This window comes from Ideonella sp., from assembly GCF_035254525.1.
Taxonomy (GTDB): Bacteria; Pseudomonadota; Gammaproteobacteria; order Burkholderiales; family Burkholderiaceae_C; genus Ideonella.
Genome location: NZ_DATFAN010000108.1, coordinates 39,304 through 65,685, shown reverse-complemented (window position 1 = coordinate 65,685; position 26,382 = coordinate 39,304). Strand labels below are relative to the sequence as shown.

Below are 26,382 nucleotides of genomic sequence, written 5' to 3'. Positions count from 1 at the left end.
GCGCCGCCGTGGTGCCCGCGTCCGCCCGGGTGTCGCCGCCAGGGCAACGCAGCGCCGGTGGCTTGATGCGGGTCATGTCGCTTGACGCGGCGCAATGGCGCGCTTGATCGGAGCTTGATCGCATGCCGCGTGGCCGGCGTGGCACGGCGCATGCGCAAGCGGTGGCACTGATCGCTTTCTGTCACCCCCCAAAGGAGCCACTGCCATGCCCAAGGTCACCCAGCCCGCTCACCACAAAGGCGACTTCCTGGTCGACTACGAAGAGAAGGTCTTTCCCGATGTGAAGGCCGAGCCCGGCGAGAAGGCGCTGGTCACCTTCCACACCGTCGCGTTCGAAGGCTCGATCGGTTTCGTCAACCTGCTGCAGGCCACGCGGCTGCAGCGCAAGGGCTTCGAGGTCTCGATCCTGCTGTACGGCCCGGGTGTCACGCTCGGCGTGCAGCGCGGCTTTCCCAAGCTCGGCGACGAGGCCTTCCCGGGCCACCAGAACTTCAACAACCAGATCACCAAGTTCATCGCCGAGGGCGGCAAGGTCTACGCCTGCCGTTTCGCGCTGCAGGCCTTGTACGGCCACGGCGAAGGCTCGCTGATCGAAGGCATCCGCCCGATCAACCCGCTCGATGTGCTGGACCTCGTGCTGCTGCACCGCAAGGAGGGTGCGTTCATCCTGGACACCTGGACCTTGTGATGGCCCACCCCCGAAGCGTCATACGGGCCGCCGCCGTCCAGATCGCGCCCGATCTGGAGCGGCCGGCCGCCACCGTGGACCGCGTGTGCAGCGCGATCGACGAAGCGGCCGACCGGGGCGCGCACCTGGTGGTCTTTCCCGAGACCTTCGTCCCGTACTACCCGTACTTCTCGTTCGTGCAGCCGCCGTGCCGGCAGGGGCCCGACCACCTGCGCCTGTACGAGCACGCGGTGGCCGTGCCCGGCCCGGTCACCGAGGCGGTGGCCGAGCGTTGCCGGGCGCGCGAGGTGGTCGTGCTGCTCGGCGTGAACGAGCGCGACCACGGCAGCCTCTACAACACGCAGCTGCTGTTCGACGCGGATGGCCGCCTCGTTCTCAAGCGCCGCAAGATCACGCCGACCTACCACGAGCGCATGGTGTGGGGGCAGGGCGATGCCTCGGGCCTGAAGGTGGCGGACACGCGGGTCGGCCGCATCGGCGCGCTGGCCTGCTGGGAGCACTACAACCCGCTGGCGCGCTATGCGTTGATGGCGCAGCACGAAGAGATCCACTGCGCGCAGTTCCCCGGCTCGCTGGTCGGCCAGGTCTTCGCCGACCAGATGGGCGTGACGATCCGCCACCACGCGCTGGAGTCGGGCTGCTTCGTGATCAACGCGACCGCCTGGCTGACCGACGCGCAGATCCGCTCGATCACGCCGGACGAAACGCTGCACGGCGCGCTGCGCGGCGGCTGCCACACGGCGATCGTCTCGCCCGAGGGCCGCTACCTGGCCGAGCCGCTGACCGAAGGCGAAGGCATGGTCGTCGCCGACCTCGACCTGGCGCTGGTCACCAAGCGCAAGCGAATGATGGATTCGGTCGGCCACTACGCCCGGCCAGAGCTGCTGGCCCTCGCGATCAACGACCGCCCGGCCACGCCGGTGGTGCCGATGCAAGCCACCGCGGCCCCTGCCGACACCGCATCACCCCCGGCCACGAAAGCACACCATGAGCACGACACCACCCCGCGCCACGCGGGCGCTGATGACCGAGTTGCAGTCGCACGGATTGCGGCTGCTTGACCCTGCGGCGGGCGCACCCAGCCGTCGTGGCGGCGCGGGCCCGTCGGACCACAAGGCCGTCACGATCGACGGCCACACGATCATGGTGCCGGTGCACACCGCATCGGCCTGGGGCTCGCCCTACCTGGCCGATGCCCCTGACGCGCAGGGCACCAGCCAGCTGCGGCGCGGCGCCATCCCGATCGCGACGATCGCGTTCCCGCGCCAGCCCCGCTTCTACGCGCTGAAGACAGCCGACGGCACGCCCTATTCGCACATCGCCACACTGCACGGCGCGGATGTGCTCGCCACGACCGTGCTGCAGACCTGCATCCGCTACGAGAGCCGGCGCAAGGCCTGCAAGTTCTGCGCGATCGGCCAATCGCTCGCGGCGGGCCGCACCATCGCACACAAGACGCCGCGGCAACTGGCCGAGGTGGCCCGGGCCGCCGTCGAGCTCGACGGCGTCAAGCACATGGTGCTCACCACCGGCACGCCGCCGGGCGACGACCGCGGCGCGGCCGTGCTGGCCGACAGCGCACGCGCCATCAAGGCCGCGGTCGACCTGCCGCTGCAGGGGCAGTGCGAGCCGCCCGACGACGACGCCTGGTTCCAGCGCATGAAGGATGCAGGCATCGACACGCTGGGCATGCACCTCGAGGCCGTGAGCCCGGCGGTGCGCGAGCGCCTCATGCCGGGCAAGGCGCAGGTGAGCGTCGAGCGCTACCTCGAGGCCTTCGACGCCGCGGTGCGGGTGTTCGGCCGCGGCCAGGTCAGCACCTACATCCTGGCCGGCCTGGGCGACACGCGCGAGCAGATCCTCGACATGTCGCAGCGCCTGGTCGGGCTCGGCGTCTACCCCTTCGTCGTGCCCTTCGTGCCGATCGCGGGCACGCCGCTCGAAGACCACCCCGCGCCCGACGCCGCGTGGATGGCGTCCATCCTGGAGCCGCTCGGCGCGATGGTGTCGGCGGCCGGGCTGCACTCGCGCGACATCAAGGCCGGCTGCGGCAAGTGCGGCGCCTGTTCGTCGCTGTCGAAGTACGAGCGCGACGAATCGGCGATGGAGGCCGCATGACCACCTGCCTGGAAGATCCGGTGGCGATGAGCGTCAGGGTCGCGGCCGAGCCCGTGCCGGCATTCCGCCCCTGCGAGTTCCGCGTCACCTGGGCCGCGACGCCCTGGCAGGGCCGCCAGGCCCACGCGCTGCGCCGCGCGGTGTTCTGCATCGAGCAGGGCCTCTTCCTCGGCGACGACCGCGACGCGATCGACGATCACGCGCAGTTGCTGGTCGCGCAGGCCTGCGTGGCCGGCATGCCCGACGAGGTCGTCGGCACCGTGCGCATTCACGAGGCCGAGCCGGGCGTCTGGTGGGGCTCGCGCCTGGCGGTGCATACGGCGTTCCGCCACCACGGGCGCATCGGCGCGACGCTGATCCGCCTGGCGGTCAGCAGTGCCCATGCGCAGGGCGCCACCCGCTTCTTCGCGCATGTGCAGGCGCAGAACGTGGTGCTGTTCGAGAAGCTGCACTGGCGCGCGCTGGGCACCCAGGTGCTGCACGGCCGCCCGCACGAGCGCATGCAGGCCGACCTGGCCCACTACCCGCCGTGCCGAGACCCCTGGGCCGGTTTCGTCACCTGCACCCCGCCATGAACCTGGCCACGCTCGCCACCGCCTTGCGGGCCAGCCGCGGCTTTGCCCACAAGACCGACATCGCCGATGTGATGAAGCGGCTCGCGCCGTCGCTGCCGTCTGATGTGCCGGTGGGCGACGACTGCGCGGCGATCCCCGATGGCGACGGCCACCTGCTGTTCGCGATCGAAGGTTTCGTCGAGGACTTCGTCGAGCGCATGCCCTGGTTCGCCGGCTGGTGCGGCGTGATGGTCAACGCCAGCGACATCTACGCGATGGGCGGCCGGCCCATTGCCGTGGCCGACGCGCTGTGGGGCGAGGGCGCAGGCCAGACCGGCCCGTTGCTCGACGGCCTGGCCGAAGCCTCGCGCCGCTACGGCATCCCGATCGTCGGCGGCCACAGCAACCACCGCAGCCCGCGTGGCCAACTCGCGGTGGCCATCGTCGGCCGTGCCAAGGCGCTGCTCAGCAGCTTCGCGGCCCACCCCGGCGATGCGCTGGTGATGGCGGTCGACCTGCGCGGCGCCTGGCAGGAGCCGTATCCCTACTGGAACGCCGCCACCACGGCCCCGGCCGGGCGGCTGCGCGCCGACCTGGAGCTGCTGCCGGCGATCGCCGAGGCGGGCCTGTCGTGCGCAGCCAAGGACATCAGCATGGCCGGTGCCGTCGGCACGGCGTTGATGCTGCTCGAATGCTCGCGTTGCGGCGGTGTGATCGACGTCGGCGCCATGCCGCGGCCGGCGTCTGTCGCGCCCGATGACGAGGCGGCGATGCTGCGCTGGCTCAGCGCCTTTCCGAGCTACGGCTTCCTGCTCAGCGTGGCGCCGGCGCATGTCGGCGCGGTGCTCGAACGCTTCGCGGCGCGCGACATCGCGGCAGCGGTGGTCGGTGAGGTGCGTGCCGGTTCCGCGGTGGATCTGCGCGATGGCGACGACGTGGCTGCGCTGTGGGACTTCGCCGACCAGCCCTTCATCACGGCCGGGGTGCAAGTGGAGTCAGCGGCATGAAGATCGGCCTGCTGACCCATTCGGTGCTGCCGCGCGGCGGCGTGGTCCACGTGCTGGAACTCGGCCGCGCGCTGCTGGCACAGGGCCACGACGTGACGGTGTTCGCGCCGGTCGTGGCCGGCCAGTTGCTGTTTCGCGAGACGCCGTGCCGGCTGTCGCTGGCCCTGCACGCACCGCGCGGCGAGGCGCTGGTCGAGGTCGTGCGCAGCCGCATCGATGCGATGCGCAGCCACCTGGCCGCGCAGCCCGATCTCGACAGGTTCGACGTGCTGCATGCGCACGACGGCATTGGCGCCAACGCGCTGGCCGATCTGGTGGAGGCCGGTCGCATCCCCGGCTACCTGCGCACGGTGCACCACGTCGACCGTTTCGCCGATGCGCAGGTGCAGGCCTGGGAGGAGCGCTCGATCCGCGTGGCCACCCGGGTGCTCGCGGTCAGCGCCCTCTGGCGCCAGCGGCTGTTGGCCGAGTTCGGCATCGAGGCAGTGCAGGTGAGCAACGGCGTCGACCTGGATCGCTACGCGCCGATCGTCGATGCAAGCGACGCCGAACTGGCGCAGCGCCTGGATCTCGGCCCACGCGGGGCGCGCGTGCTCGCCGTGGGCGGCATCGAGGCGCGCAAGAACACGCGCCGGCTGCTCGCCGCCTTCGTCGCGCTGCATCGGCAGCGCCCGCACGCGAGGCTGATCGTCGCCGGCGGGGCCAGCCTGCTTTCGCACGAGGCCGAAGCGATGGCCTTTCGCGAAGCCGCGGCCGCCGCCGGCCTGGCCGTCGGACCCGGCCAGGCCATCGTCACGACCGGCCCGCTGCCCGATGTGCTGATGCCGGCGCTCTACCGCGCGGCCGACGTGGTGGCCATGCCCTCGCTGGTCGAGGGCTTCGGCCTGGCGGCGCTGGAGGGGTTGGCCTGCGGCACGCCGGCCGTCGTCTCGTCGCTCGCGCCCTTCACCGAGCACTTCGCACCGAGCGACGTGTCGTGGGCCGAGCCGCTCGAGCCCGCCTCGATCGCCGATGCGCTGTCGCGGGCGCTGCAGCGCGGTCGTCACACCGAGCCGCCTGCCGTCTGCCGGCGCTTCTCGTGGGCCGCCAGCGCCGCCCGCCACGCCGACGCCTACCGCGATTTCATCGACACCACAGGAGGGCCTCATGCCCGTCATGCACTACCGGCTGCGCTGGCCGGATGACACCGAACTGACCTGCTACTCGCCCTCGCTGGTGATCAAGGACCACTTCGCCGAGGGCCGGAGCTACCCGCTGGCCGACTTCCTGGCGCGGGCACGCACCGCGACGCAGATCGCGTCGGACCGCGTGGCCGCCAGGTTCGGCTTCGCGTGCTCACGCGCGGCCGATCAGCTCGGCGAGATCGAGCAGGCCGCGGCCCGCTTCGCCCACTGGCCGGAGGCCCGTGTCCACATCATCGAATTCATGGAGTGAACGAATGAAACCCACCACGGACCACGAGGTCGTGATCGTCGGCGGCGGCCAGGCCGGCCTGTCGCTGTCGTATTACCTGAAGCAGCGCGGCCTCGGCCACCTGGTGTTCGAGAAGCACCGGGCCATGCACGCCTGGGAATCGGCACGCTGGGACAACTTCTGCCTCGTCACGCCGAACTGGCAATGCCAGCTGCCCGGCCACCCCTACCGCGGCGGCGATCCGCACGGCTTCATGCGCAAGGCCGAGATCGTCGAGTACCTGCAGGGCTTCCGCCGCATGGTCGATGCGCCGCTGCGGGAGGGCGTCGCGGTCACCCGCGTGCGGCTGCGCCAACAGGGCGGCTGGCTGGTGACGACCAGCGAGGGCGAATGCACGGCCGGCCAGGTGGTCGTGGCCAGCGGCGGCTACCACCTGCCCAACGTGCCGGCCATGGCCCAGCGCCTGCCGGCGGGCATCGTGCAGATGCATTCGGAGCAGTACCGCAGCGCGGCCCAGTTGCCACCCGGCGCGGTGTTGGTCGTCGGCTCGGGCCAGTCGGGCGCGCAGATCGCCGAAGACCTGCACCTGGCCGGCCGCCAGGTGGTGCTGGCGGCCGGCGATGCGCCGCGTTGCGCACGCTTCTACCGTGGCCGCGACGTGGTCGACTGGCTGGCCGACATGGGCTACTACGACATGCCGGTGTCCGAGCACCCGCTGCGTGAAGGCGTGCGCGACAACACCAACCACTACGTCACCGGCCGCGACGGCGGGCGCGACATCGACCTGCGCCGCTTCGCGCTCGAAGGCATGCAGCTCTACGGCCCGTTGACCGACATCGGCGCCGACGGCGTGCTGCGCTTCGAGCCGCGCCTGGGCGAGGTGCTGGACCAGGCGGACAAGATCTACAACGGCATCAACGCGGTGATCGACAGGCACATTGCCGAGCACGGCATCGAGGCACCGGCGGGCGGCGTCTACGAGCCCGTGTGGCGGCCGGCCGAGGAGCGCAGCACGATGGCGCTGGCCGACGCCGGCATCGGCTGCGTGATCTGGTGCATCGGCTTCTTGCCGGATTTCCGCTGGCTCGACGCGCCGGTGTTCAACGGCCGCGGCCAGCCGGTGCATGCGCGCGGCGTCACCGCGGTGCCGGGCCTGTACTTCCTGGGCCTGCCGTGGCTGCACACGTGGGGGTCGGGGCGCTTCTCGGGCATCGCCCGCGACGCGCAGTTCCTGGCCGAGCAGATCGAGCGCCAGATCGCGGGCAGCGGCGAGGCAGCCGCCCGACAGGCCGAAATGCAGGCTGCCACCTGAGGACCCGCGCTACATCACGAGCGGCTCGAGCGCGCCATCGCAGGCGCGCCGCAACAGCGCCGAATCGAGCACCTCGATCGTGCCGTAGTGCAGGCGGATCGCGCCGCCGTTCTCGAGCTCGCGCAGCGACTTGTTGACGCTCGACCGGCTGCTGCCCAGCATGCGGGCGAGTTGCTCCTGCGACCAGTGCACCGCGTGCAGCGGGTTGTCGCGCCGCCAGCCCCAGCCCTGGAAGGCCAGCCACAGGCGGCGCGCCACGCGCTGGGCCAGCGGCCGGCGCATCTCCTCGTCGAAGATCTGGTAGACGATGCGCAGCTTGCCGACCGCCAGGCGGGTGACCTCGCGCCAGTGCTGGGGGTGCCGTTCGAGCCAGGCCAGCATCGGCTCGCGCGGCACGCAGAAGACGCTCGACGGCATGTCCGCCACCGCATCGTGCGAACGCGGCAGGCCGTCGGTGAACGACAGCTCGCCGAACCAGTGGTACGGCTCCAGCACCACCAGCACCGGCATCTGCCCTTCGACATCGGCCGACTGCACCGTCAGCGAGCCGGACAGCACGCAGAACAGGCCGCCACCCGCCTCGCCCTGGGCGAACAGATGCTCGCCCGGCTGCAGGCCGCGCGTGCGGCCATGCGCGAGCAGCGCGTCCTGCATGCGGCCGTCACAGGTGCGGAACCAGGTGTCGGCGAGCATCGCGGCGCGCAGGGCCGTGGCGTTGGCAGGGTCGACCATCGAGGGAGCCGAAGGCAGGTGGAGGTAGCGGAGGACGCCCGCGATCCTCGCCCGGCCGTGACCGGGCTGCGCCTCGGGGTTAACCCCAGGATGATGTTCGCCGGAGTGTGTCGCGGCCGACAGTCTCGCGCCGCGCCGCGGCCTATGCTGCACCGGCGGTGCCGGCGGCGCCCACCGAAGACCCCCACATCCAAGAAGCGGCAGCAGGAGACAGCCATGGACCACCTCAGCGGAATGGACGCATCCTTCCTGCACCTGGAAACGCCCGAGATGCCGATGCACGTGGGCAGCCTGCTGGTGCTGGACCTGCCTGAGGGCTACACGGGCGATTTCTACGAGGACGTGAAGCGCCACGTCGCCACGCGGCTGCACCTGGCGAAGGTGTTCCAGCGCAAGCTCGCGCTGATGCCCTTCGAGCTGGCCAACCCAGTGTGGGTGGACGACGAGGACCTCGACCTCGACCACCACATCCGCCACATCATCGTGCCGCGCCCCGGCACCCGCGAGCAGCTGGAGCGGCTGGTCGGCCGGCTGCATTCACCGCTGCTGGACCGCAGCCGGCCGCTGTGGGAGATGGTGGTGATCGAGGGGCTGGCCACCGGCCAGGTTGCCGTCTACACCAAGGTCCACCACGCGGCGATCGACGGCCAGGCGGGCGTGGCCCTCGCTGCCGCGCTGCTCGACCTGAGCGACACGCCGCGCGTGGTGAAGCCGCCGCGCCCGCGCCGCCGCCTGAACCGCTACCAGCTCGGCGTGGCCGAGCTGGCCTCTGCGGCCCTGGGCAACACGGTGAGCCAGTACGTGAAGCTGGTGCGTACGCTGCCCACCACGCTGCGGGCCGTGCGCAGCGTGCTGCTGCCGGTGGACGAGCAGACCGGCAAGCGCCGGCTGGCGCTGCCCAAGGGCTGGCAGTTCGCGCCGCGCACGCCGATCAACGTGGCCATCACCAACCAGCGCTCGTTCGCCACCCGCGCGCTGCCGCTGGCCGAGCTGAAGCGCATGGCCAAGGCCAGCGATACCAGCCTGAACGACGTGGTGCTCGCCATCTGCGCCGGTGCGCTGCGGCGCTACCTGGCCGAGTACGACTGCAAACCCGACAAGCCCCTGGTGGCCGGGGTGCCGGTGTCGCTGCGCGAGCAGGGCAACCAGGACATGACCAACCAGGTCTCGTTCATCCTGGTCGGGCTGGCCACCGACGTCAAGGACCCGCTGGAGCGCCTGAAGGCCATCCACGCCTCGGCCGTCACCGGCAAGAAGGTCACGGGCCAGGTCAAGGGCGCGATCCCGATGGACTTCCCGTCCTTCGGCGCGCCGTGGCTGATGAGCGGGCTGGCTTCGCTGTACGGTCGCTCGCGGCTGGCCGATCGCATGCCGCCGGTGGCCAACGTCGTGATCTCCAACGTTCCCGGGCCGCAGACGCCGTTCTACCTCGCGGGAGCGAAGATCGCCACCTACTCGCCGGTGTCGATCCCCGCGCACGGCATGGCGCTCAACGTCACGGTGCAGAGCTACAACGGCGTGGTCGAGTTCGGCCTCACGGCCTGCCGCCGTGCGCTGCCCGACGTCGGCGACCTGGGCGACTACATGGTCGACGCCGCGCACGAACTGGCCCGCTGCCTGGCCGCGCAGGCCGAGGCGACGGCCGCACCGTTGCCGGCGCCGATGCCGAAGCAACCCGCACCGAAGAAGACAGCGCCTGCGGCCATCCCCGTTGCTGCCAAGCTGCCGCGCCGACGACGCGCGGCAGCGGCCGCCGCATGACGACGCCCACGACCGACAAGCTGTCGCCGCCCGGCGCGCTGCGCCTGGCGCTCGAGTGGCGGGCGCCGACCGAAGCCGCGGCATCGCTGATCCTGTGGCCCTGGTTGCGCCGCGGGGCGCGGGGTGACGGCCACAGCGTGCTGGTGCTGCCCGGCCTGGCCGCCGGCGATGGCTCGACGCTGCTGCTGCGCCGCTACCTGCGCGCGCAGGGCTGGCGGCCCCATGCCTGGCGGCAGGGGCTGAACCTCGGCCCGCGCCACGGTGTGCTGGAAGCCTGCCTCGAGCGCTTGCAGCGGCTGCATGCCGACGCCGGCCGCCCGATCAGCCTGGTCGGTTGGAGCCTCGGCGGGGTCTACTCGCGCGAGATGGCCAAGCGCATGCCGCAGGCCGTGCGGCAGGTCATCACACTGGGTAGCCCGGCCGCCGGCCGCGGGCACGCCTCCAATGCCCGGCGCCTGTACGAGTTCGTCAGCGGCGCGCGCGCCTATGCGCCCGAGCTGATGGCACGGCTGCACGAGCCGGTACCCGTTCCGTGCACGTCGATCTACAGTCGCAGCGACGGCATCGTCGACTGGCGCGCCAGTCTGCAGCCCGAGGGCCCGTCGGCACAGAACATCCGCGTGCCGGCCAGCCACACTGGCATGGGCCTGAATCCGGTCGTGCTGCGGCTGATTGCCGAACGCCTGTCGCGGCCCGAACAAGATTGGCAACCCCACGAAGGAGCTCCCGTATGCAAAGCGTCGTGATCGATCGTTTCGGCGAACCCGCCGATGTCGTCCATGCGGCGGAGCGCCCGCTGCCCACGCCGGGCCCGGGCGAGGCCCGTGTGCGGATGCTGCTGTCGCCGATCCACAACCACGATCTCGCGATCGTGCGCGGCGTCTACGGCTACAAGCCGGCCTTGCCGGCGGTGCCGGGCACCGAGGCGCTGGGTGTCGTCGAGGCGCTGGGTGAGGGCGTGCAGGGCCTGCGGGTCGGGCAGCGCGTGGCGACGGCCTCGGCGCAGGCCGCCTGGGCCGAGTGTTTCGTCAGCCCGGCGGCCAAGCTGGTGCCGGTGCCCGATGCACTGCCCGACGAGGCCGCCTGCCAGCTGCTGGCCATGCCCTTGAGCGCGCTGATGCTGCTGGAGGACATGAAGCTGCAGCCCGGCCAATGGATCGTGCAGAACGCGGCCAACGGCGCGGTGGGCAAGGTGCTGGCCGCGCTGGCCGCCGCGCGCGGCATCGGTGTGGTGAACCTCGTCCGGCGCGAATCCGCGCTGGCCGACCTGGCGGCCGCGGGCATCGCCCACGGCGTGTCGACCGACACCACGGGCTGGCAGGACCGCGCGAAGGCCGCGGCGGGCGGCGCGCCGATCGTGCGGGCCATCGATTCCATCGGCGGCGAGTCGGCGCAGCAGGTGATGACGCTGCTGGCCGAGAACGGCGAGCTGATCTCGTTCGGCTCGCTGACCTTCAAGCCCCTGCTGATCGGCGCCGACCAGCTGATCTTCAAGCAGGCGGTGGTGCGCGGCTACTGGGCCAGCAAGCGGCTCGCCGCCACGCCGCCGGCCGAGCTGGCCCGCATGATCGGTGAGCTGGCGCGCCTGGCCGCCGGCGGCGTGCTGAAGCTGCCGGTGGGCGGGGTGTTCGGGCTGGACGAGGCACCGGCCGCCATGGCCGCGGCGGAGCACGTCGGCCGCAGCGGCAAGGTTCTGCTGCGGGGCTCGCGTTGAGCGCCGCACGGTCGCCCGAGCCGTATCGGTTCCTGGTCGCCCGCGGCGACCTGCGCCACACGCGCTGCACGAGCGACCCGGACGCGCCCGGCGCGCGTGCGCTGGCCGCCGGCGAGGTGCGCCTGCGCGTCGAGCAGTTCGCGCTGACGGCCAACAACGTCACCTACGCCGCGTTCGGCCAGGAGATGGACTACTGGCGCTTCTTCCCGTCGGGCGACGAGGCGTTCGGCTGCATCCCGGTGTGGGGCTTTGCGACCGTGGTGGAGTCCCGCTGCGAGGGCGTCGAGTCCGGCATGCGCGTCTACGGCTACCTGCCGATGGGCAGCTACCTGGTCGTGCAGCCGGCACGGGTGCGCCCGCGCGGCTTCGTCGATGCGGCGCCGCACCGGGCAGGGCTGGCCGCGGCCTACAACGACTACGCGGCCTGCGCGCAGGACCCGCTGTACGACGCGCAGCGCGAGGGGCTGCAGGCGCTGCTGCGCCCCTTGTTCACCACCTCGTTCCTGCTCGACGATTTCCTGGCCGGCCAGGGCGATTTCGGCGCCCGGCGATTGGTGCTGTCCAGCGCGTCCAGCAAGACGGCCTATGGCACGGCCTTCTGCATCGGCCGCCGCGCCGGCCACCCGCAGCGCGTGGGCCTGACTTCGCGCGGCAACTTCGATTTCGTCCGCTCGCTCGGCTGCTACGAGCAGGTGCTGGCCTACGACGAGCTGCCCTCGCTGGATGCCAACGTGCCGGCCAGCTACGTCGACTTCGCCGGCAGCGCGCCGCTGCGCCTGGCGGTGCACCGCCACCTCGGCGATGCGCTGCGCTACAGCTGCGCCGTGGGCGGCAGCCATTGGCAGGACCTGCGCAGCCCCGCGGCCGAACGCCTGCCGGGCCCGGCACCGCAGCTGTTCTTCGCGCCCGCGCAGGCGCAGCGGCGCGCCGCGCCCCCGCCCGAGGGCCTGGGCCCGCGCGGGCTGGAGCAGGCGATCGCCGGCGCGTGGCACGCCTTCATCGAGACGCTGTCGACGGCGTCGCCGCCCTGGCTGGTCGTGCGCCACGGCCGAGGCCCGCAGGCCATGGCCGACGCCCTGTCGGCCCTGGTCGGCGGCGCGGCCGACCCGCGCGAAGGCCTGATGCTGTCGCCCGACTGAAACTGGCAGGCGGGCTGAAGCCTCAGCGCAGCTGCATGACCTGCAGCTCGCTGACGGCCGAGGCGCGGTTGCCCCAGCTCTGCCGCACGTAGCTGGCAATGGCGGCCAGCTCGGCGTTCGACAGATCCTGCGGCGGCATGCCGTAGGGGCGGGGGTGGCCCGCCGTGGCGGGTGCGAAGCCGCCTTCGCGCATCACCTGCACGAGGTTGCGGGCGGTGGGCTGCAGCACCGTCGGGTTGCCGGCCAGCGCGGGGTAGGCGCCGGCCGCGCCCTGGCCGCGCTCGCCGTGGCAATCGGCGCAGCGCTTGTCGTAGAGGCGGCGGCCGAGCGCCAGGTCGCTCGCTGGCGCGGGTGGGGGTGTTTCGGCGGTGGCGGGTCGCGCCGGCAGGTTCACCAGGTAGTCGGCCACGGCCTGCAGGTCGTCGGCGTGCCAGTGCTGCAGGCTGCGGTAGACCACGCTGGCCATCGGGCCCGACAGGCTGTCCTGGTCGGTGCGGCCGTCGCGCAGCAGGGCAGCGAGCTCGGCGGCGTCGCCCCGGCCCGCGGCGGGGTGCAGCGAGGGCGCGTACCAGGCCTGCCCGGCCACCTGGCCGCCGCTGAGTTCACCGGAGGTAGCGCCCAGCGCATTGCGCGGTGCATGGCAGGCCGCGCAATGGCCCAGCCCCTGAACCAGGTAGGCGCCGCGCGACCGGGCCGCCGAAGCCGCCGGGTCGACCGGCGTGAAGTGGAGCCACTGCCAGGCGGCCATCGCGAGCTCGGTGTTGTACGGAAATCGCAGCCCGTGCGGCGTGTTCGCCCGCTGCACCGGCGGCAGGCTGCGCAGGTAGGCGAAGAGGGCGTCGCTGTCGTCTCGCACGACGTGCGAGAACGAGGTGTAGGGAAACGCCGGCACCAGGCGGCGGCCATCGCGCGAGCGGCCCTCGTGCAGCGCGCGCCAGAAGTCGTCGGCGCTCCAGCGGCCCAGGCCGGTGGTGTCGTCCGGCGTCAGGTTGCCGGCGTAGACCGTGCCGTAGGGCGTCGGCAGGCCGCGGCCGCCCGCATAGGGCTCGCCGCCAGGGCGCGTGTGGCAGCCGGCGCAGTTGCCGAGCGTGGCCAGGTAGGCGCCGCGGGCGATCTGCTCGGGCCCGGCCGGCACGGGGGCCGCTGCCGACCCGGATGCCGCCTCGCGGCGCCCTCCGCCGAGCACCATCGCAGCGGCCACCAGCACCGCGACCACCGCCGCGCCCGCGACCAGCTGCATCCGCCGCCGGCTCACGGCCGGATGCTCCCGCAGGACAGCGGCCACGATGGCGGTGGCGTCGTCGAGGGCGCTGGCTGGGGCGGCATCGGCTGCGCCGCCAACCACGCGGCGATTTCGGGGATGGCCTCGGCGGGCAGGCGGCCGGCGATCCTGGCCATGCAATCGGGCGATCGCCCGTGGCGCACGCCATTGCGCCACGCGCCCAGCTGGCCGACGAGGTAGTCGCTCGGCAGGCCGATGAGGCCGGGCACATGCGGGGCGATGCCGGTCAACGCCGGGCCGTGGCATTGCTGGCAGGCGGGGATGCCCCGCTGCGGGTCGCCGTGGCGAACCCAGGCGGCCGCGCGCTGCGCCGCCGGGCCGGTCGGCGACGGCCTGGCGCGCGAGCTTGGCGGGTAGGGCGCATCGAGCGCGGCGAAGTGATCGGCGAGCTCGCGCAGGAACTCGTCACTCAGGTTGTCGAGCAACCGGGCCATCGGCGCGTTGGCGCGCCGGCCGTCGCGGAAGTTCAGCAACTGTTCGTGGAGGTAGCCGGCCGGCTTGCCGGCAATGCGCGGGATGTAGCCGCCCACGACGGCGGTGTCGCCGGTCTGGTGGCAGCCGGTGCAGGCCAGGGCGCGCTGGGCCATCGTGTCGGGGACGACGGGCGCGGCCGCGCCAGCGCTGCCCAGCATGCAGGCGGCCGCGACGGCGGCAAGGAAACGATTCGACAGGCCCATGCCCGGCGGTGTCGCGGGGCCAGGCGGTCAGGCCTCGGCCAGGACCGCGTCGATCAGCGCGTCCTTCTCGGCCCACTGCTGCTCGACCCAGTCGCCGATGCGGCGCCGGTAGGCCTTGTCGGCCACCGGGTCGCCGCCCAGCACGTCGGCCGGGATGCTGCGCTGCTGCACCCGCACCGAGACCTTGTCGAGGCGGCCCGTGAGCAGGTCCCAGAAGGTGGGCGTGCCGTGCGGGTAGACGATGGTCACGTCCACCAGCGATTCGAACTGCTCGCCCATGGTCGCGAGTGCCACGCCGAGGCCGCCGATCTTGGGCCGCAGCAGGTGCTTGTAGGGGCTGGACTGCGCCGCGTGCTTGGCCGGCGTGTTGCGCGTGCCTTCGACGAAGTTCATCACCGCGGTGGGGATGTGCCTGAACTTTTCGCAGGCCTGGCGGGTGGTCTTCAGGTCGCCGTTGCGCGAGTTCAGGCCCTTGCCGCGCTTCATGAACGGGAAGTCCAGCGCCCACCACGCCAGGCCGATCACCGGCACCCAGATCAGCTCGGCCTTGAGGAAGAACTTGAGGAACGGGATGCGGCCGTGCAGCACGCGCTGCAGCACGAGGATGTCGACCCAGCTCTGGTGGTTGCACGAGACGAGGTACCAGCCGCCCGGGCGCAGCCCATCGCTGACCTGAACGTCCCACTCGGCCGGGCTCACCGCGGCGATCCAGGCGTTGTTGTTGGCGACCCAGCGCGAGGCCGTCGCGTTGAGCGCGCGGTCGCACAGCCGGCGCACGGCCGCCGCGGGCAGCGCGCGCTTGAGCAGGGCCGGGGGGATCATCAGCGAGAACATGACCAGGGTGTTCAGGCCGAGCGCGGCGCCCGCGAGGCAGCCGCGCAGCACGGGCAGCAGGCCGGAGCGGCGGGGTACGGAGGTCGTCATGCGGCAAGGGCGCGGGGCCGAGCGGGCCGCGGCGCGAGGGAAGGCAAGGTCATGGTCGTGCGGCTGCGGGTCAGCGCGGTGAGGGGTGAACGATGCAGCCGGGGTCTAACGCGGCGCTGTGGCCGAATTGTTGCAGCATGGCGCGGGCCCGGCGAGGCTTTGCCGCAGGCGCTGGAACGCCGGCGAGCGGCGCAGCGCCTCGCGCCCGGCGTCCTGCAGCAGTTCCACGTCCGACGGCGCGATCGTGAACGCCGTGGGCACCTGCAGGGCCGAGCGGCGCCGCCGCGGATCCGGCACGTCGCGCAGGCTGATGCTGATCACGTGGAGCTCCGCATCCGCCGCGAAGGGGCTGCCCGGCGCGCCGCGGTGGCGCTGAAGCTCCTGGTTCCAGCGCCGCAGGTCGTCGTCGAGCATCGCCAGGGTCATCTGCGTGACCCGCGAGCCGGCGCCGAACAGCAGCGCGTCCATCACCTGGCCGGTGGTGGGCACCCGGTCGCTCTGGTCGATGCGCTCGGCGAGGTCGCGCTCGGAGTTGACGGCGATCAGGATCAGCTTGCGGATGGAGCCGGGCGCCACGTCGCGGAAGCTGTCCTGGATGGAGCCGGTGGCGACCACCCGGTCGAGCAGCCCGCGCATGCCCAGGTTGTCGGCCAGCCCACCGTCGACCAGGTGCAGGAAGGGGCGTTCGCGCACATCGCGGTAGCTCTCGGCGCTGGCCTCGAGCATCCGGGTGCGGTAGTCGGCCTCCGCCGACACGGCGTTGCCGGTGGCGGGCAGTGGCGGGTGGGCGCAGTCGCCGGCATGGTTGCGCAGCGTCACAGGCGTCAGCAGCAGCGGCACCGCTGACGATGCCGCCACCGCGAACGACAGCGGCACGCTGCCCAGGTCCGAGCAGATCAGCGCGAACTGCTCCGCGTTGAATTCGAACGGTGCGCCGGTGGTCAGGTCGGTCGCCGTGACGAGCAGTTCCGGCCCGCGCGCCCGTTTCGCCAGGTCGGCGAAGGTGCGGCCCTGGTACAGCGCATCCAGCCGGTCGGCCAACACGTTGCTGCGCCCGTACCACGGCGACGTCAGGTCGTGCAGGCGCACGGGCGACAGTGCGCCCAGGATGAGGTCGCCGTCGAAATCGTGCAGCAGGAAATCCGGCTCGAAGCGGCTCAGCGTCTCGTCGCCGAAGCTCGCGTAATGGGCGGCCAGGATGCTGCCGCCGGACACGCCGCTGACCAGGCCGATCTCGTCGAACAGCGTCGTCTGCCGGCCTTCCCAGACGAAGGCGGTGTCCTTCAGCTCGCGCAGCACGCCCAGGCCGAACGCGGCGGCCCGTGCCCCACCGCCCGACAGCGTCAGCGCCGCGACCATCGAGGGCCTGTCGCTGCGGTCGGGGCCGAGGCCGGTGACGGGCGGCGCCATGCTGGCGGGCGATGCGGCTGCGTTCTGCCACGGCCGCATCGTGGAACAGCCCGCGAGCAGCGCGGCCGCCAGCACGACGGAAAGGGCGGAAGACCTCATGCGTTCAGGCGCGGCGGGGCAGCTATTGCCCCACGCGCGCCTCAGAGGTGGAACCAGGCGGCCGCGCCGACCAGCACGCCCAGGCCGCCCAGGCCCAGCGTCGCCCACTCGAGCCAGCGGCGCCGGGTCAGCAGCGCGATGGCGGCCATCGCGATCGCGATCTGCAAGGCGGTGGTGGCCTGGGCCCAGCGGTGGTGCTGGTGCATCTGCGCTTCGCTGGCCAGGTCCTTCTCGTGCGATTCGGCGTCGAGCGCCTCGGCCTGCTTCTTGATGTCGTTCTTCTCGGCCTCGTAGCGCTCGACCTTGGCCTGGTAGGCGCTGCGCTTGTCCTCGGGGGCGAGGTCACGCGCGAACTCGGCCAGCGACTGCTTCGTGCTCTTGGACTGGTAGTAAGCCCACTGGTTGGCCGCCTCGGTCTTCTTGATGGCCGCCTCGTTCTTCAGCAGCCCGGCGTTGGCCTGCGTCGCGCCGCCCTGGTAGGAGAACAGCGCCCCGACCGTGGCGAGGATCGCGGTGAGCACCGCGAGCTGGCCGGCCATGCCCTGCGGCTCGTGCTGGGCGGCGTGTTCGAGTTCGTGATCGTGCGGGCCGTGGACGTGGAAACCGTGCTCGGACATGGTGCGGGGCTCAGGTCTTGGGCGGCAGGCGCCGGTAGGTGACGAAGGAGAAATCGAAATCGTTGGGGGGCGCGGCCCGGTGGCGCTCGCGCTGCACCTCGGCGAAGGCCTCGCGGCTGAAGCTGGGGAAGTGCGCATCGCCCTCGAACTCGCGCTCGACCTCGGTCAGCAGCAGCTCGTCGGCGCGAGGCAGCGCCTCGCGGTAGATCTGCTCGCCGCCGATCACGAAGGCGCGCGCCGCGCCATCGCGCCCGGCCAGTGCCAGCGCGGCGTCGAGGCTGGCCACGACGCTCGCCCCCGGTGCGTCGAAGCCGGCCTGCCGGCTCAGCACGATGTTGTGGCGGCCCGGCAGCGGGCGGAAGCGCGCGGGCAGCGAATCCCAGGTCTTGCGGCCCATGATCACCGGCGCGCCCATCGTCGCGGCGCGAAAGTGCTTCAGGTCCTCGGGCAGCTGCCACAGCAGCTGGTTGTCGCGCCCGATCACGCCATTGCGCGCGACCCCGGCAATCAGCGTCAGCAACATGGCGTCACAGGCCATCAAACCGCCACCGGCGCCTTGATGGCCGGGTGGTGCTGGTACTCCAGCACCTCGAAGTCGTCGAACTCGTAGTCGAAGATCGAGGGCGGACGGCGGCGGATGTTCAGCACCGGGTAGGCAAACGGCGTGCGGGCCAGCTGCGTCTTCACCTGCTCGCGGTGGTTGTCGTAGATGTGGCAGTCGCCGCCGGTCCAGATGAACTCGCCGACCTCGAGATCACACTGCTGCGCCAGCATGTGGGTCAGCAGCGCGTAGCTGGCGATGTTGAACGGCACGCCGAGGAAGATGTCGGCGCTGCGCTGGTAGAGCTGGCAGCTGAGCTTGTTGTCGGCCACGTAGAACTGGAAGAACGCGTGGCAGGGCATCAGCGCCATCCTGTGCAGCTCGGCCACGTTCCAGGCGCTGACGATGATGCGGCGCGAATCCGGGTTGGTCTTGAGGGCCTTGACGACCTCGGCGATCTGGTCGATGTGGCCGCCGTCGGGTGTCGGCCAGCTGCGCCACTGCACGCCGTAGACCGGCCCCAGGTCGCCGTCGTCGCCGGCCCATTCGTCCCAGATGGTGCAGCCGCGCTCCTGCAGCCAGCGTGCGTTCGAGTCGCCGCGCAGGAACCACAGCAGCTCGAGGATGATGCTCTTCAGGTGGACCTTCTTGGTCGTCACCAGCGGGAAGCCTTCTTTCAGGTCGAAGCGCATCTGGTGGCCGAACACGCTGCGCGTGCCGGTGCCCGTGCGGTCGCCCTTGGCCACGCCCGTCTCAAAGACGTGGCGCATGAAGTCTTCGTACTGGGAGCGGACGGGGCGGGCGTTCATCGGGCCGATTTTATCGGCCGGGTCCCGCCCCGCGGGCGGCATCAGGAGGGACGCTCGGCTTCGCGCAGGAAGATCTCGACCCGGCGGTTGCGCGCGCGGCCTTCGGCGCTGCCGTTGTCGGCGATCGGCTGGCGCGAACCTTCGCCGGCGATCTCGACCCGCTGGCTGGCCACGCCGCGGCTGGCCAGGTACTCGCGCACCGAGCGGGCGCGCTCGACCGACAGCGGGTCGTTCACCGCATCGCTGCCGGTGTTGTCGGTGTGACCGACGACGCGCACGTGCATCGTCGCGTCCAGCCCTTGGGCGAACTGGTCGAGCACCGGGCGCAGCTCGGGGCGGATGTCGGAGCGGCCGGTGTCGAACGAGATGTCGCTCGGCACGTTGACCTTCAGCTGGTTGTCGGTCGTGCGGGTGACGGTGGCGCCGGTACCTTGCGTGGCCTTCTCCATCGCCTTGCGCTTGTCTTCCATGCGCTTGGACCAGAGGTTGCCGGCGACCGCGCCGAGCGCGCCGCCGACGACGGCCCCGGTGCCGGCCTTGCCGCCGGTCGTCGAGCTGATGATCGCGCCGGCCGCGGCGCCGATGCCGGCGCCGGCAGCCGTGCCCTTCTCGCGTTCGCCCATGTTGGCGCAGCCGGTCAAGGCGACAGCCGCGGCGACGAGCCAGGGCAGGGATTGGGTGGTTCTGCTCATGATTGTTCTCCTTGTTGAACGAGTGGCTCCCAGCCTAACGCGGCACACCCCGCGCGCCGGGACAGCGACGTGCAACCGGGTGTGACTTCAAGCGTCGAATTGCATGGCCGCCAGCCGTGCGTAGAGTCCGCCGCGCCCGACAAGTTCAGTGTGGGTGCCCTGGTCCACGATGCGCCCGGCCTCGAGCACGACGATGCGGTCGGCCCGCTGCACGGTGGCCAGCCGGTGGGCGATGACCAGCGTCGTGCGGTCGACCATCGCGGCCTCCAGCGCGGCCTGCACCATGCGCTCGCTCTCGGCATCGAGCGCGCTGGTGGCCTCGTCGAGCAGCAGCAGCGGCGGGTTCTTCAGGATCGCGCGGGCGATGCTGATGCGCTGGCGCTGGCCGCCGGACAGCCGCACGCCGCGCTCGCCGAGGAAGCTGTCGTAGCCGCCGGGCAGGGCCATGATGAACTCGTGCGCGAAGGCCGCCTTCGCGGCAGCGATCACCTCGGCGTCGCTCGCGTCGGGGCGGCCATAGCGGATGTTGTCCATCGCGCTGGCCGAGAAGATCACGCTGTCCTGCGGCACGATGCCGATGCGCTCGCGCAAGGCGGCGAGCGAGGCCTCGCGGACGTCGACCCCGTCGACCAGCACGCGGCCGGCCTCGGCGTCGTAAAAGCGCAGCAGCAGCTGGAACACGGTCGTCTTGCCGGCGCCGCTGGGGCCGACCAGGGCCACCGTCTCGCCCGGCTGGACCTGCAGCGCGATGTCGGCCAGCGCCGCGTGCTGCGGCCGCGAGGGGTAGTGGAAGCGCAGGGCCTGCAGCTGCACGCGTGAGCCGCGCACGGTGGGCGGCAGCGCGCGGGGCGCGGCGGGCTCGGCGACCGGCGAGCGCGCTGCCAGCAACTCCATCAGCCGCTCGGTCGCGCCGGCGGCGCGCAGCAGGTCGCCGTAGACCTCGGACAGCACGGCCACCGAGCTGACCAGCACGATGACGTACAGCACCGTCTGGCCCAGGTGGCCGGCGGTGATGTCACCGTGCAGCACCGCCTGCGTGCCCTGGTACAGGCCCCACAGCAGCGCGCCGAAGGTGGCGGTGATGATGAAGGCCACCAGCACGGCGCGCACGCCGGTGCGCTTTTGCGCGGTGTCGAAGGCGGCTTCGGTGGCGAGCCCGAAACGCTCGGCCTCGCGCCGCTCTTGCGTATAGGCCTGCACGACGGGGATGGCGTTCAGCACCTCCGCGGCTATCGCGCTCGAGTCGGCGACCCGGTCCTGGCTGGCGCGGCTGAGCTTGCGCACGCGGCGGCCGAAATACAGCGCCGGCAGCACCACCAGCACCAGGATCCCCAGCACCTGCGTCATCACGTAGGGGTTGGTGACGACCAGCATGAGCAGCGCGCCGATGCCCATCACCGTGTTGCGCAGGCCCATGCTCAGGCTCGAGCCGACGACCGTCTGCACCAGCGTCGTGTCGGTCGTCAGCCGGCTCAGGACCTCGCCGGTCGCGGTGGTCTCGAAGAACTCGGGGCTTTGCTGCACGACATGCGCGTAGACGGCGTTGCGCAGGTCGGCCGTGACCCGCTCGCCCAGCCAGGTCACCATGTAGAAGCGCGCCGCCGAGAACAGGCCGAGCGCTGCGCCGACCGCGAACAGGGCGCCGAAGTGCTCGCGCAGCGACATCACGCGCTCGCCCGGCCCGGCCGCGACCAGCCCCTGGTCGATCAAGGACTTCAGCGCCACCGGCAGCACCAGCGTGGCGACCGCGGCCAGCACCATGAAGGCCAGTGCCAGCACGATGCGGCCGCGGTAAGGCCGCAGGAAGGGCAGCAGGCCGGACAGGGAGCGGGGGGATGCGCCGCGCGGGCGCTCGGTGGGCGAGGTCGACATGGCGGGCAGTGTAGGCAAAACCCCATGCGCTGCCGGGCAAATAAATGACTGCCACACCAATCATTGCCTATGCAATTACAGTGGCGGCATGAATCAAGATGCCAGCAGCGCCCCGGAGTTCTACGTGCCCGGCCAGTACCGGCCCGACCAGAGCGTGGGCTTTCTGATGAAGCGGGTGCTGTCGTCCATCCTCGCGCAGGCCGACGAGCGCCTGGCGGCCTACGACCTGACGCACGCGCAGTGGCTGCCGCTGTTCAAGCTGGCGATGAAGGATTGCGACACCGTCGCCGAGCTGTCGCGCGGCCTGGAGCTCGACCCCGGCGCGATGACCCGCTCGCTCGATCGGCTCGAAGCCAAGGGTCTGGTGCGGCGCGAGCGCTCGACCGAAGACCGTCGCGTCGTCCACCTGGTGCTGACCGACGAAGGCCGCAAGGTGGCCCGCAAGGTGCCGCCGGTGATGGCCGAGGTGCTGAACAAGCACCTGCAGGGCTTCGACGAAGCCGAATGGAAACAGCTGATCGGGCTGCTGGCCCGCATGGTGGCCAACGGCGATGCGATGCGCCAGCCACCGGTGGAATGAGCGGAGGTGCGCGACATGAACATGAAGAAGCTCGACCTTTCCTCGCTGCACCTGCCGCACTGGCGCCTGCCCCTGCCGGGCCCCACGGCGCTGACCGCGCTGGTGGCGGTGGCCTCGGCCGCGGTGCTGCTCGCCGGCTGCGCCAGCCCCGGCGCGCCGACGCCGCGCCTGGCCGAGATCCCGCCCGCCGCGCTCGGCCTGGCTGATGCCACAAGTGGCTCGGCCGCCGCGAGCGACGCCGCCCCCGTGCGCTGGTGGGCCACGCTCGGCGACGAGCAACTGGCCCGTCTCGTCGACCAGGCCCTGCGCGACCAGCCCAGCCTGGCCGTGGCGCAGGCCCGGGTTCAACGCGCCCGCGCGCTGGCCCAGGCGACCGACGCGGCCGATGGCCCGCAGGCCCAGCTGAGCGCCGAGGCCTCGCGCCAGCGCTACCCCGAACACGGGCTGTTCCCGCCGCCGATCGCGGGCTCGGTGCGCAACACCGGCACCGTGAACGCCGGCCTGGCCTGGGCGCCGGATTGGTACGGCCAGCAGGCCGCGGCACTCGCCTCGTCGCTCGACCAGGCGCGCGCCGCGCAGGCCGATGCGGCCGTGGCGGCCAACGCGCTGGCCACCCAGGTCGCGCGCAGCTATGTCGGCCTGGCCCGGCTCGTCGCCCAGCGCGACGTCGCGCAGCGCACGCTCGCGCAACGCGAGGAGCTGAAGGACCTGACGCACCAGCGTGTCGGCGCCGGGCTCGACACCCGCGTCGAGCTGGTCCAGGCCGACAGCGCGCTGCCCGACGCCCGCACCCAGCTCGAGGCGCTGGACGAGCAGATCACGCTCGCGCGCCACCAGCTGGCCGCGCTGTCGGGCCAGGCACCGAACGCGCTCGATGCGCTGACCCCGGCACTCGGCCAACTGGCGGTGCAGCGCCTGCCCGGCACGCTGGGCGCCGACCTGCTGGGCCGCCGGCCCGACGTGGTGGCGGCGCGCTGGCGGGTCGAGGCGGCCGGGCAGGACGTGAAGGTCGCCCGCACGGCCTTCTACCCGAACATCAACCTCAGCGCCTTCGTCGGCCTGAATGCCGTCGGGCTCGACCAGCTGTTCGAGCTCGGCAGCCGGCAGTTCGGCGTCACACCCGCGCTGCACCTGCCCTTGTTCGACGGCGGCCGCCTGCGCGCGCAGCTCGGTGGCCGCGAGGCCGAGTTGAACGCGGCGATCGCGCAATACAACGGCACGCTGCTCGACGCCGTGCGCGAGACGAGCGACGCGATCAGCTCGCTGCAGTCGATCGAGCGCCAGCGCCGCGAGCAGGCCGATGCCCTGGCCGGCTCGCAGACCGCGCATGAGCTCGCGCTGCAGCGCTACCGCGCGGGCCTCGGCAGCTACCTGATCGTGCTGAACACCGAAAGCCAGTGGCTCGCGCAGCGCCGCGCCGCGGTCGACCTGCAGGCCCGGCAGGTCGATACCGGCATCGCGCTGATGAAGGCGCTCGGTGGCGGCTGGATCGATGACACCGGCCCGGCCACCCGCACGGCCGCCGCCCCTGCGCCAGCCCGCGCGCAATGAGAAGAACGAACCCGAAGGACGAGACCATGACCGACGCTGCTTCCTCCCCCGTCGCCAACCCCGCCGGCCGCCGCCGCGGGCTGACCGTGATCGCCGTCGCCGTGGCGCTGGCCGCCGCCGGATGGGGCGGCTGGCACTGGTTCCACGCCCGCCACCGCCAGTCGACCGACAACGCCTACGTGGCCGGCAACGTCGTGCAGATCACGCCGCAGGTCGGCGGCACGGTGGTCGCGATCCTGGCCGACGACAACGACGTGGTCAAGGCCGGCCAGCCGTTGGTCAAGCTGGACACCGCCGACGCCAAGGTGGCGCTCGATCAGGCCGAGGCCCAGCTTGCGCAGACGGTGCGCGAAGTGCGCGCCCTCTACGCCGGCAACGCGACGCTGAAGGCGCAGGTGGCGCTGCGCGAGGCCGATCTGGCCCGTGCGCAGGCCGACTTGGCCCGGGCGCAGGACGACGTCAACCGCCGTGCCCCGCTGGTCGCCAGCGGCGCGGTCGGCAAGGAGGAGTTCCAGCACGCGAGCGCACAACTGGCGGCGGTGAAGGGCACGCTGGCCGCCGCCCAGTCGGCCGCGCTGGCTGCCAAGGAGCAGCTCGCCACCGCGCAGGTGATGACCGAGGGCACGACGGTCGAGCAGCACCCCAACGTGCAGCGCGCCGCGGCCCGCGTGCGCGAAGCGGCGCTCGCGCTCAAGCGGGACGAGCTGCCGGCGCCGATGGATGGCCACGTCGCCAAGCGGGCGGTGCAGCTCGGCCAGCGGGTGCAGGCCGGGGCGCCGCTGATGACCGTCATCGCGCTCGACAAGGTCTGGGTCGATGCCAACTTCAAGGAGGGCCAGCTGGCCGACCTGCGCATCGGCCAGCCGGCCGAGCTGACGGCCGATGTCTACGGCAGCAAGGTCAACTACCACGGCAAGGTGGCGGGCCTGGGCGCAGGCACCGGCTCGGCCTTCTCGCTGCTGCCGGCGCAGAACGCGACCGGCAACTGGATCAAGATCGTCCAGCGCGTGCCGGTGCGCATCGCGCTGGACCCGGCCGAGCTCGCCGAACACCCGCTGCGCGTCGGCCTGTCGATGGAGGTGACCGTGGACACCGCCGAACGCGGCGGCAAGACGCTGGCCGACGCACCGCGTGCCCAGGCCGTGGCGGCCACCGGCGTCTACGAGACGCTGGACCGCGAGGTCGATGAACGAATCCGGCGCATCGTGCGCGCCAGCCTGGCCCTGCGCTGAATCGTCGGGGGAACGCAGGATGAGCACCACCGCGATCGAACAGGGCGCGGCCGGGCCGGCATCGCCGCCGGCGGCGGCGGCGATGCCGCCGAGCCCGCCACCCCCGCTGACCGGCGCCGCGCTCGCGCTCGGCACGCTGTCGCTGTCGCTGGCGACCTTCATGAACGTGCTCGATTCGTCGATCGCCAACGTCTCGTTGCCGGCGATTTCGGGCGACCTCGGCGTCAGCCCGGGGCAGGGCACCTGGGTCATCACCAGCTTCGGCGTCGCCAACGCGATCTCGGTGCCGCTGACCGGCTGGCTGACACAGCGCTTCGGGGCGGTGCGGCTGTTCACGATGAGCGTGCTGCTGTTCGTGCTGGCCTCGTGGCTGTGCGGTTTCGCGCCGTCGCTCGAAATGCTGGTCGCGTTCCGCGTGCTGCAAGGCCTGGTCGCCGGGCCGATGATCCCCCTGTCGCAGACGCTGCTGCTGGCCAGCTACCCGCGCGCCAAGGCCGGCACCGCGCTGGCGCTGTGGGGCGTCACGACCCTGGTCGCGCCGGTGGCCGGGCCGCTGCTGGGTGGCTGGATCACCGACAACGTCTCCTGGCCCTGGATCTTCTACATCAACATCCCCGTCGGCCTGTTCGCCGCCGCGATCACCTGGGGCATCTACCGCCGCCGCGAGACGGCGACGCGCAGGCTGCCCATCGACACGCTGGGCCTGGCGCTGCTGGTCACCTGGGTCGGCTCGCTGCAGCTGATGCTCGACAAAGGCAAGGAGCTCGACTGGTTCTCGTCGCCGCAGATCGTCCTGCTGGCGGTCGTCGCGGCCGTGTCCTTCGCGGTGTTCCTGGTCTGGGAATTGACCGACGCCCACCCGGTGGTCGACCTGCGCCTGTTCGCGCGGCGCAACTTCGCCTTCGGCGCGCTGGCCTTGTCGGTGGCCTATGGCCTGTTCTTCGGCAACGTGGTGCTGATGCCACTGTGGCTGCAGCAGTGGATGGGCTACACCGCCACCTCCGCCGGCATGGCGCTGGCGCCGGTGGGCGTGTTCGCGATCCTGCTGTCGCCGCTGGTCGGCCGCAAGGTGGGCGTGTGGGACCCGCGCCGCATGGCCAGCGCGGCCTTCGTCGTCTTTGCGCTGGTGCTGTGGCTGCGCTCGCAGTTCACGACCCAGACCGACCTCGCGCACGTGCTGGTGCCGACCTTCATCCAGGGCGCGGCAATGGCCTTCTTCTTTATCCCGCTGACCACGCTGACGCTGGCCGGCCTGAGCCCCGAGCGCATGCCCGCCGCCGCGGGCCTGTCGAACTTCGTGCGCATCACCGCCGGCGCGATGGGCACCTCGATCTCGACCACACTGTGGGACGACCGTGCCGCGCTGCACCACGCGCATCTGGCCGAGCCGCTGTCGGCCGGCCAGGGCGTGTTCGCCAATGCGCTGGCGTCGCTGCAGGCGGCCGGCCTCAGCGCCGAGCAGGCGCTGGCGCAGGTCAACCGTCTGATCGACCAGCAGGCCTACACCCGCGCGGCCGACGACATCTTCCTCGGCTCGGCGATGCTGTTTCTCGCGTTGATCGGCATGATCTGGATGACCCGCCGTCCGGCGCGCGCGGGCGCCCCGGCGGCCGATGCGGGCGGCGCGCATTGAGCGCGCGGCCGCGACGAATCCATCA

Annotated in this window: 26 protein-coding genes; 16 read left to right on the top strand and 10 right to left on the bottom strand. The window is 72.0% G+C overall.

What is annotated here, in order from left to right; translation table 11 throughout:
• Positions 1-205 precede the first annotated feature (205 nt).
• From VJ693_RS10775 to VJ693_RS10740, 8 genes are read left to right on the top strand one after another with little or no spacing between them, the layout of a single operon-like run.
• The gene (locus VJ693_RS10775; protein ID WP_324153986.1) at positions 206-688 is read left to right on the top strand and encodes an MSMEG_0572/Sll0783 family nitrogen starvation response protein; all 483 of its coding nucleotides are present in this window, start codon (positions 206-208) and stop codon (positions 686-688) included.
• Positions 688-1,749, top strand: coding sequence for a Nit6803 family nitrilase (locus VJ693_RS10770; protein WP_324153985.1), 1,062 nt, complete (start codon positions 688-690; stop codon positions 1,747-1,749). Before VJ693_RS10775 ends, VJ693_RS10770 begins: the two co-directional genes overlap by 1 nt.
• A complete protein-coding gene (locus VJ693_RS10765) occupies positions 1,712-2,806 on the top strand; it encodes an MSMEG_0568 family radical SAM protein (protein ID WP_324154012.1) in 1,095 nt (364 codons plus the stop codon). The genes VJ693_RS10770 and VJ693_RS10765 overlap by 38 nt, the downstream gene beginning before the upstream one ends.
• Positions 2,807-2,832: 26 nt before the next feature.
• The gene (locus VJ693_RS10760; protein ID WP_324154010.1) at positions 2,833-3,381 is read left to right on the top strand and encodes an MSMEG_0567/Sll0786 family nitrogen starvation N-acetyltransferase; all 549 of its coding nucleotides are present in this window, start codon (positions 2,833-2,835) and stop codon (positions 3,379-3,381) included.
• A complete protein-coding gene (locus tag VJ693_RS10755; RefSeq protein ID WP_324153983.1) occupies positions 3,378-4,367 on the top strand; it encodes a sll0787 family AIR synthase-like protein in 990 nt (329 codons plus the stop codon). The genes VJ693_RS10760 and VJ693_RS10755 overlap by 4 nt, the downstream gene beginning before the upstream one ends.
• Positions 4,364-5,551, top strand: coding sequence for an MSMEG_0565 family glycosyltransferase (locus VJ693_RS10750; RefSeq protein ID WP_324153982.1), 1,188 nt, complete (start codon positions 4,364-4,366; stop codon positions 5,549-5,551). The genes VJ693_RS10755 and VJ693_RS10750 overlap by 4 nt, the downstream gene beginning before the upstream one ends.
• On the top strand, positions 5,514-5,801 hold the full coding sequence (locus VJ693_RS10745) for an MSMEG_0570 family nitrogen starvation response protein (protein WP_324153981.1): 288 nt from the start codon (positions 5,514-5,516) through the stop codon (positions 5,799-5,801). The genes VJ693_RS10750 and VJ693_RS10745 overlap by 38 nt, the downstream gene beginning before the upstream one ends.
• 4 nt (positions 5,802-5,805) lie before the next feature.
• Positions 5,806-7,092 carry an MSMEG_0569 family flavin-dependent oxidoreductase gene (locus VJ693_RS10740; protein WP_324153979.1) on the top strand — a complete coding sequence of 429 codons (1,287 nt, stop codon included), beginning with the start codon at positions 5,806-5,808 and terminating at the stop codon, positions 7,090-7,092.
• A gap of 9 nt (positions 7,093-7,101) precedes the next feature.
• On the opposite strand, the gene VJ693_RS10735 is transcribed toward VJ693_RS10740, so the two are convergent.
• Complete coding sequence (locus VJ693_RS10735; RefSeq protein ID WP_324153977.1) at positions 7,102-7,824, bottom strand: Crp/Fnr family transcriptional regulator; 723 nt, start codon at positions 7,822-7,824, stop codon at positions 7,102-7,104.
• 216 nt (positions 7,825-8,040) lie between these two features.
• On the opposite strand from VJ693_RS10735, the gene VJ693_RS10730 reads away from it, so the two are divergent.
• From VJ693_RS10730 to VJ693_RS10715, 4 genes are read left to right on the top strand one after another with little or no spacing between them, the layout of a single operon-like run.
• On the top strand, positions 8,041-9,585 hold the full coding sequence (locus VJ693_RS10730; protein ID WP_324153976.1) for a wax ester/triacylglycerol synthase family O-acyltransferase: 1,545 nt from the start codon (positions 8,041-8,043) through the stop codon (positions 9,583-9,585).
• Positions 9,582-10,331: an alpha/beta hydrolase gene (locus tag VJ693_RS10725; protein ID WP_324153974.1), complete on the top strand. Its 750-nt coding sequence runs from the start codon at positions 9,582-9,584 to the stop codon at positions 10,329-10,331. Before VJ693_RS10730 ends, VJ693_RS10725 begins: the two co-directional genes overlap by 4 nt.
• Positions 10,316-11,299 carry a zinc-binding dehydrogenase gene (locus VJ693_RS10720; RefSeq protein ID WP_324153973.1) on the top strand — a complete coding sequence of 328 codons (984 nt, stop codon included), beginning with the start codon at positions 10,316-10,318 and terminating at the stop codon, positions 11,297-11,299. Before VJ693_RS10725 ends, VJ693_RS10720 begins: the two co-directional genes overlap by 16 nt.
• The gene (locus tag VJ693_RS10715) at positions 11,296-12,438 is read left to right on the top strand and encodes a DUF2855 family protein (RefSeq protein WP_324153971.1); all 1,143 of its coding nucleotides are present in this window, start codon (positions 11,296-11,298) and stop codon (positions 12,436-12,438) included. Before VJ693_RS10720 ends, VJ693_RS10715 begins: the two co-directional genes overlap by 4 nt.
• Positions 12,439-12,460: 22 nt before the next feature.
• Here VJ693_RS10715 and VJ693_RS10710 read toward each other — a convergent pair whose 3' ends face one another.
• The 9 genes from VJ693_RS10710 to VJ693_RS10670 all read right to left on the bottom strand — a co-directional run bounded on the left by VJ693_RS10710 (position 12,461) and on the right by VJ693_RS10670 (position 21,361).
• The gene (locus tag VJ693_RS10710; protein ID WP_324153970.1) at positions 12,461-13,678 is read right to left on the bottom strand and encodes a c-type cytochrome; all 1,218 of its coding nucleotides are present in this window, start codon (positions 13,676-13,678) and stop codon (positions 12,461-12,463) included.
• An 11-nt stretch (positions 13,679-13,689) separates the two neighbouring features.
• The gene (locus VJ693_RS10705) at positions 13,690-14,397 is read right to left on the bottom strand and encodes a cytochrome c4 (protein WP_324153969.1); all 708 of its coding nucleotides are present in this window, start codon (positions 14,395-14,397) and stop codon (positions 13,690-13,692) included.
• Positions 14,398-14,424: 27 nt separating this feature from the next.
• Positions 14,425-15,321 carry an acyltransferase gene (locus VJ693_RS10700; protein WP_324153968.1) on the bottom strand — a complete coding sequence of 299 codons (897 nt, stop codon included), beginning with the start codon at positions 15,319-15,321 and terminating at the stop codon, positions 14,425-14,427.
• A 105-nt stretch (positions 15,322-15,426) separates the two neighbouring features.
• Entirely contained in the window at positions 15,427-16,830 is a 1,404-nt protein-coding gene (locus tag VJ693_RS10695; protein WP_324153967.1) for a patatin-like phospholipase family protein, read from the bottom strand.
• 41 nt (positions 16,831-16,871) lie between these two features.
• A complete protein-coding gene (locus VJ693_RS10690; protein ID WP_324153966.1) occupies positions 16,872-17,447 on the bottom strand; it encodes a DUF4337 domain-containing protein in 576 nt (191 codons plus the stop codon).
• Between the two features lie 10 nt (positions 17,448-17,457).
• Positions 17,458-17,985 carry a dihydrofolate reductase gene (locus VJ693_RS10685; protein ID WP_324153965.1) on the bottom strand — a complete coding sequence of 176 codons (528 nt, stop codon included), beginning with the start codon at positions 17,983-17,985 and terminating at the stop codon, positions 17,458-17,460.
• A complete protein-coding gene (locus VJ693_RS10680; protein ID WP_324153964.1) occupies positions 17,985-18,797 on the bottom strand; it encodes a thymidylate synthase in 813 nt (270 codons plus the stop codon). The genes VJ693_RS10685 and VJ693_RS10680 overlap by 1 nt, the downstream gene beginning before the upstream one ends.
• Before the next feature lie 41 nt (positions 18,798-18,838).
• Complete coding sequence (locus VJ693_RS10675; protein WP_324153962.1) at positions 18,839-19,489, bottom strand: OmpA family protein; 651 nt, start codon at positions 19,487-19,489, stop codon at positions 18,839-18,841.
• Positions 19,490-19,576: 87 nt separating this feature from the next.
• On the bottom strand, positions 19,577-21,361 hold the full coding sequence (locus tag VJ693_RS10670; protein ID WP_324153961.1) for an ABC transporter transmembrane domain-containing protein: 1,785 nt from the start codon (positions 21,359-21,361) through the stop codon (positions 19,577-19,579).
• A gap of 88 nt (positions 21,362-21,449) precedes the next feature.
• On the opposite strand from VJ693_RS10670, the gene VJ693_RS10665 reads away from it, so the two are divergent.
• From VJ693_RS10665 to VJ693_RS10650, 4 genes are read left to right on the top strand one after another with little or no spacing between them, the layout of a single operon-like run.
• Positions 21,450-21,941, top strand: coding sequence for a MarR family transcriptional regulator (locus tag VJ693_RS10665; RefSeq protein WP_324153959.1), 492 nt, complete (start codon positions 21,450-21,452; stop codon positions 21,939-21,941).
• A gap of 21 nt (positions 21,942-21,962) precedes the next feature.
• Complete coding sequence (locus VJ693_RS10660) at positions 21,963-23,492, top strand: efflux transporter outer membrane subunit (RefSeq protein WP_414652259.1); 1,530 nt, start codon at positions 21,963-21,965, stop codon at positions 23,490-23,492.
• Positions 23,489-24,724, top strand: a complete 1,236-nt coding sequence (locus VJ693_RS10655; protein ID WP_414652258.1) for an efflux RND transporter periplasmic adaptor subunit — start codon at positions 23,489-23,491, stop codon at positions 24,722-24,724. The genes VJ693_RS10660 and VJ693_RS10655 overlap by 4 nt, the downstream gene beginning before the upstream one ends.
• Positions 24,725-24,743: 19 nt before the next feature.
• Positions 24,744-26,357, top strand: coding sequence for a DHA2 family efflux MFS transporter permease subunit (locus tag VJ693_RS10650; RefSeq protein WP_414652257.1), 1,614 nt, complete (start codon positions 24,744-24,746; stop codon positions 26,355-26,357).
• Positions 26,358-26,382: the final 25 nt, after the last annotated feature.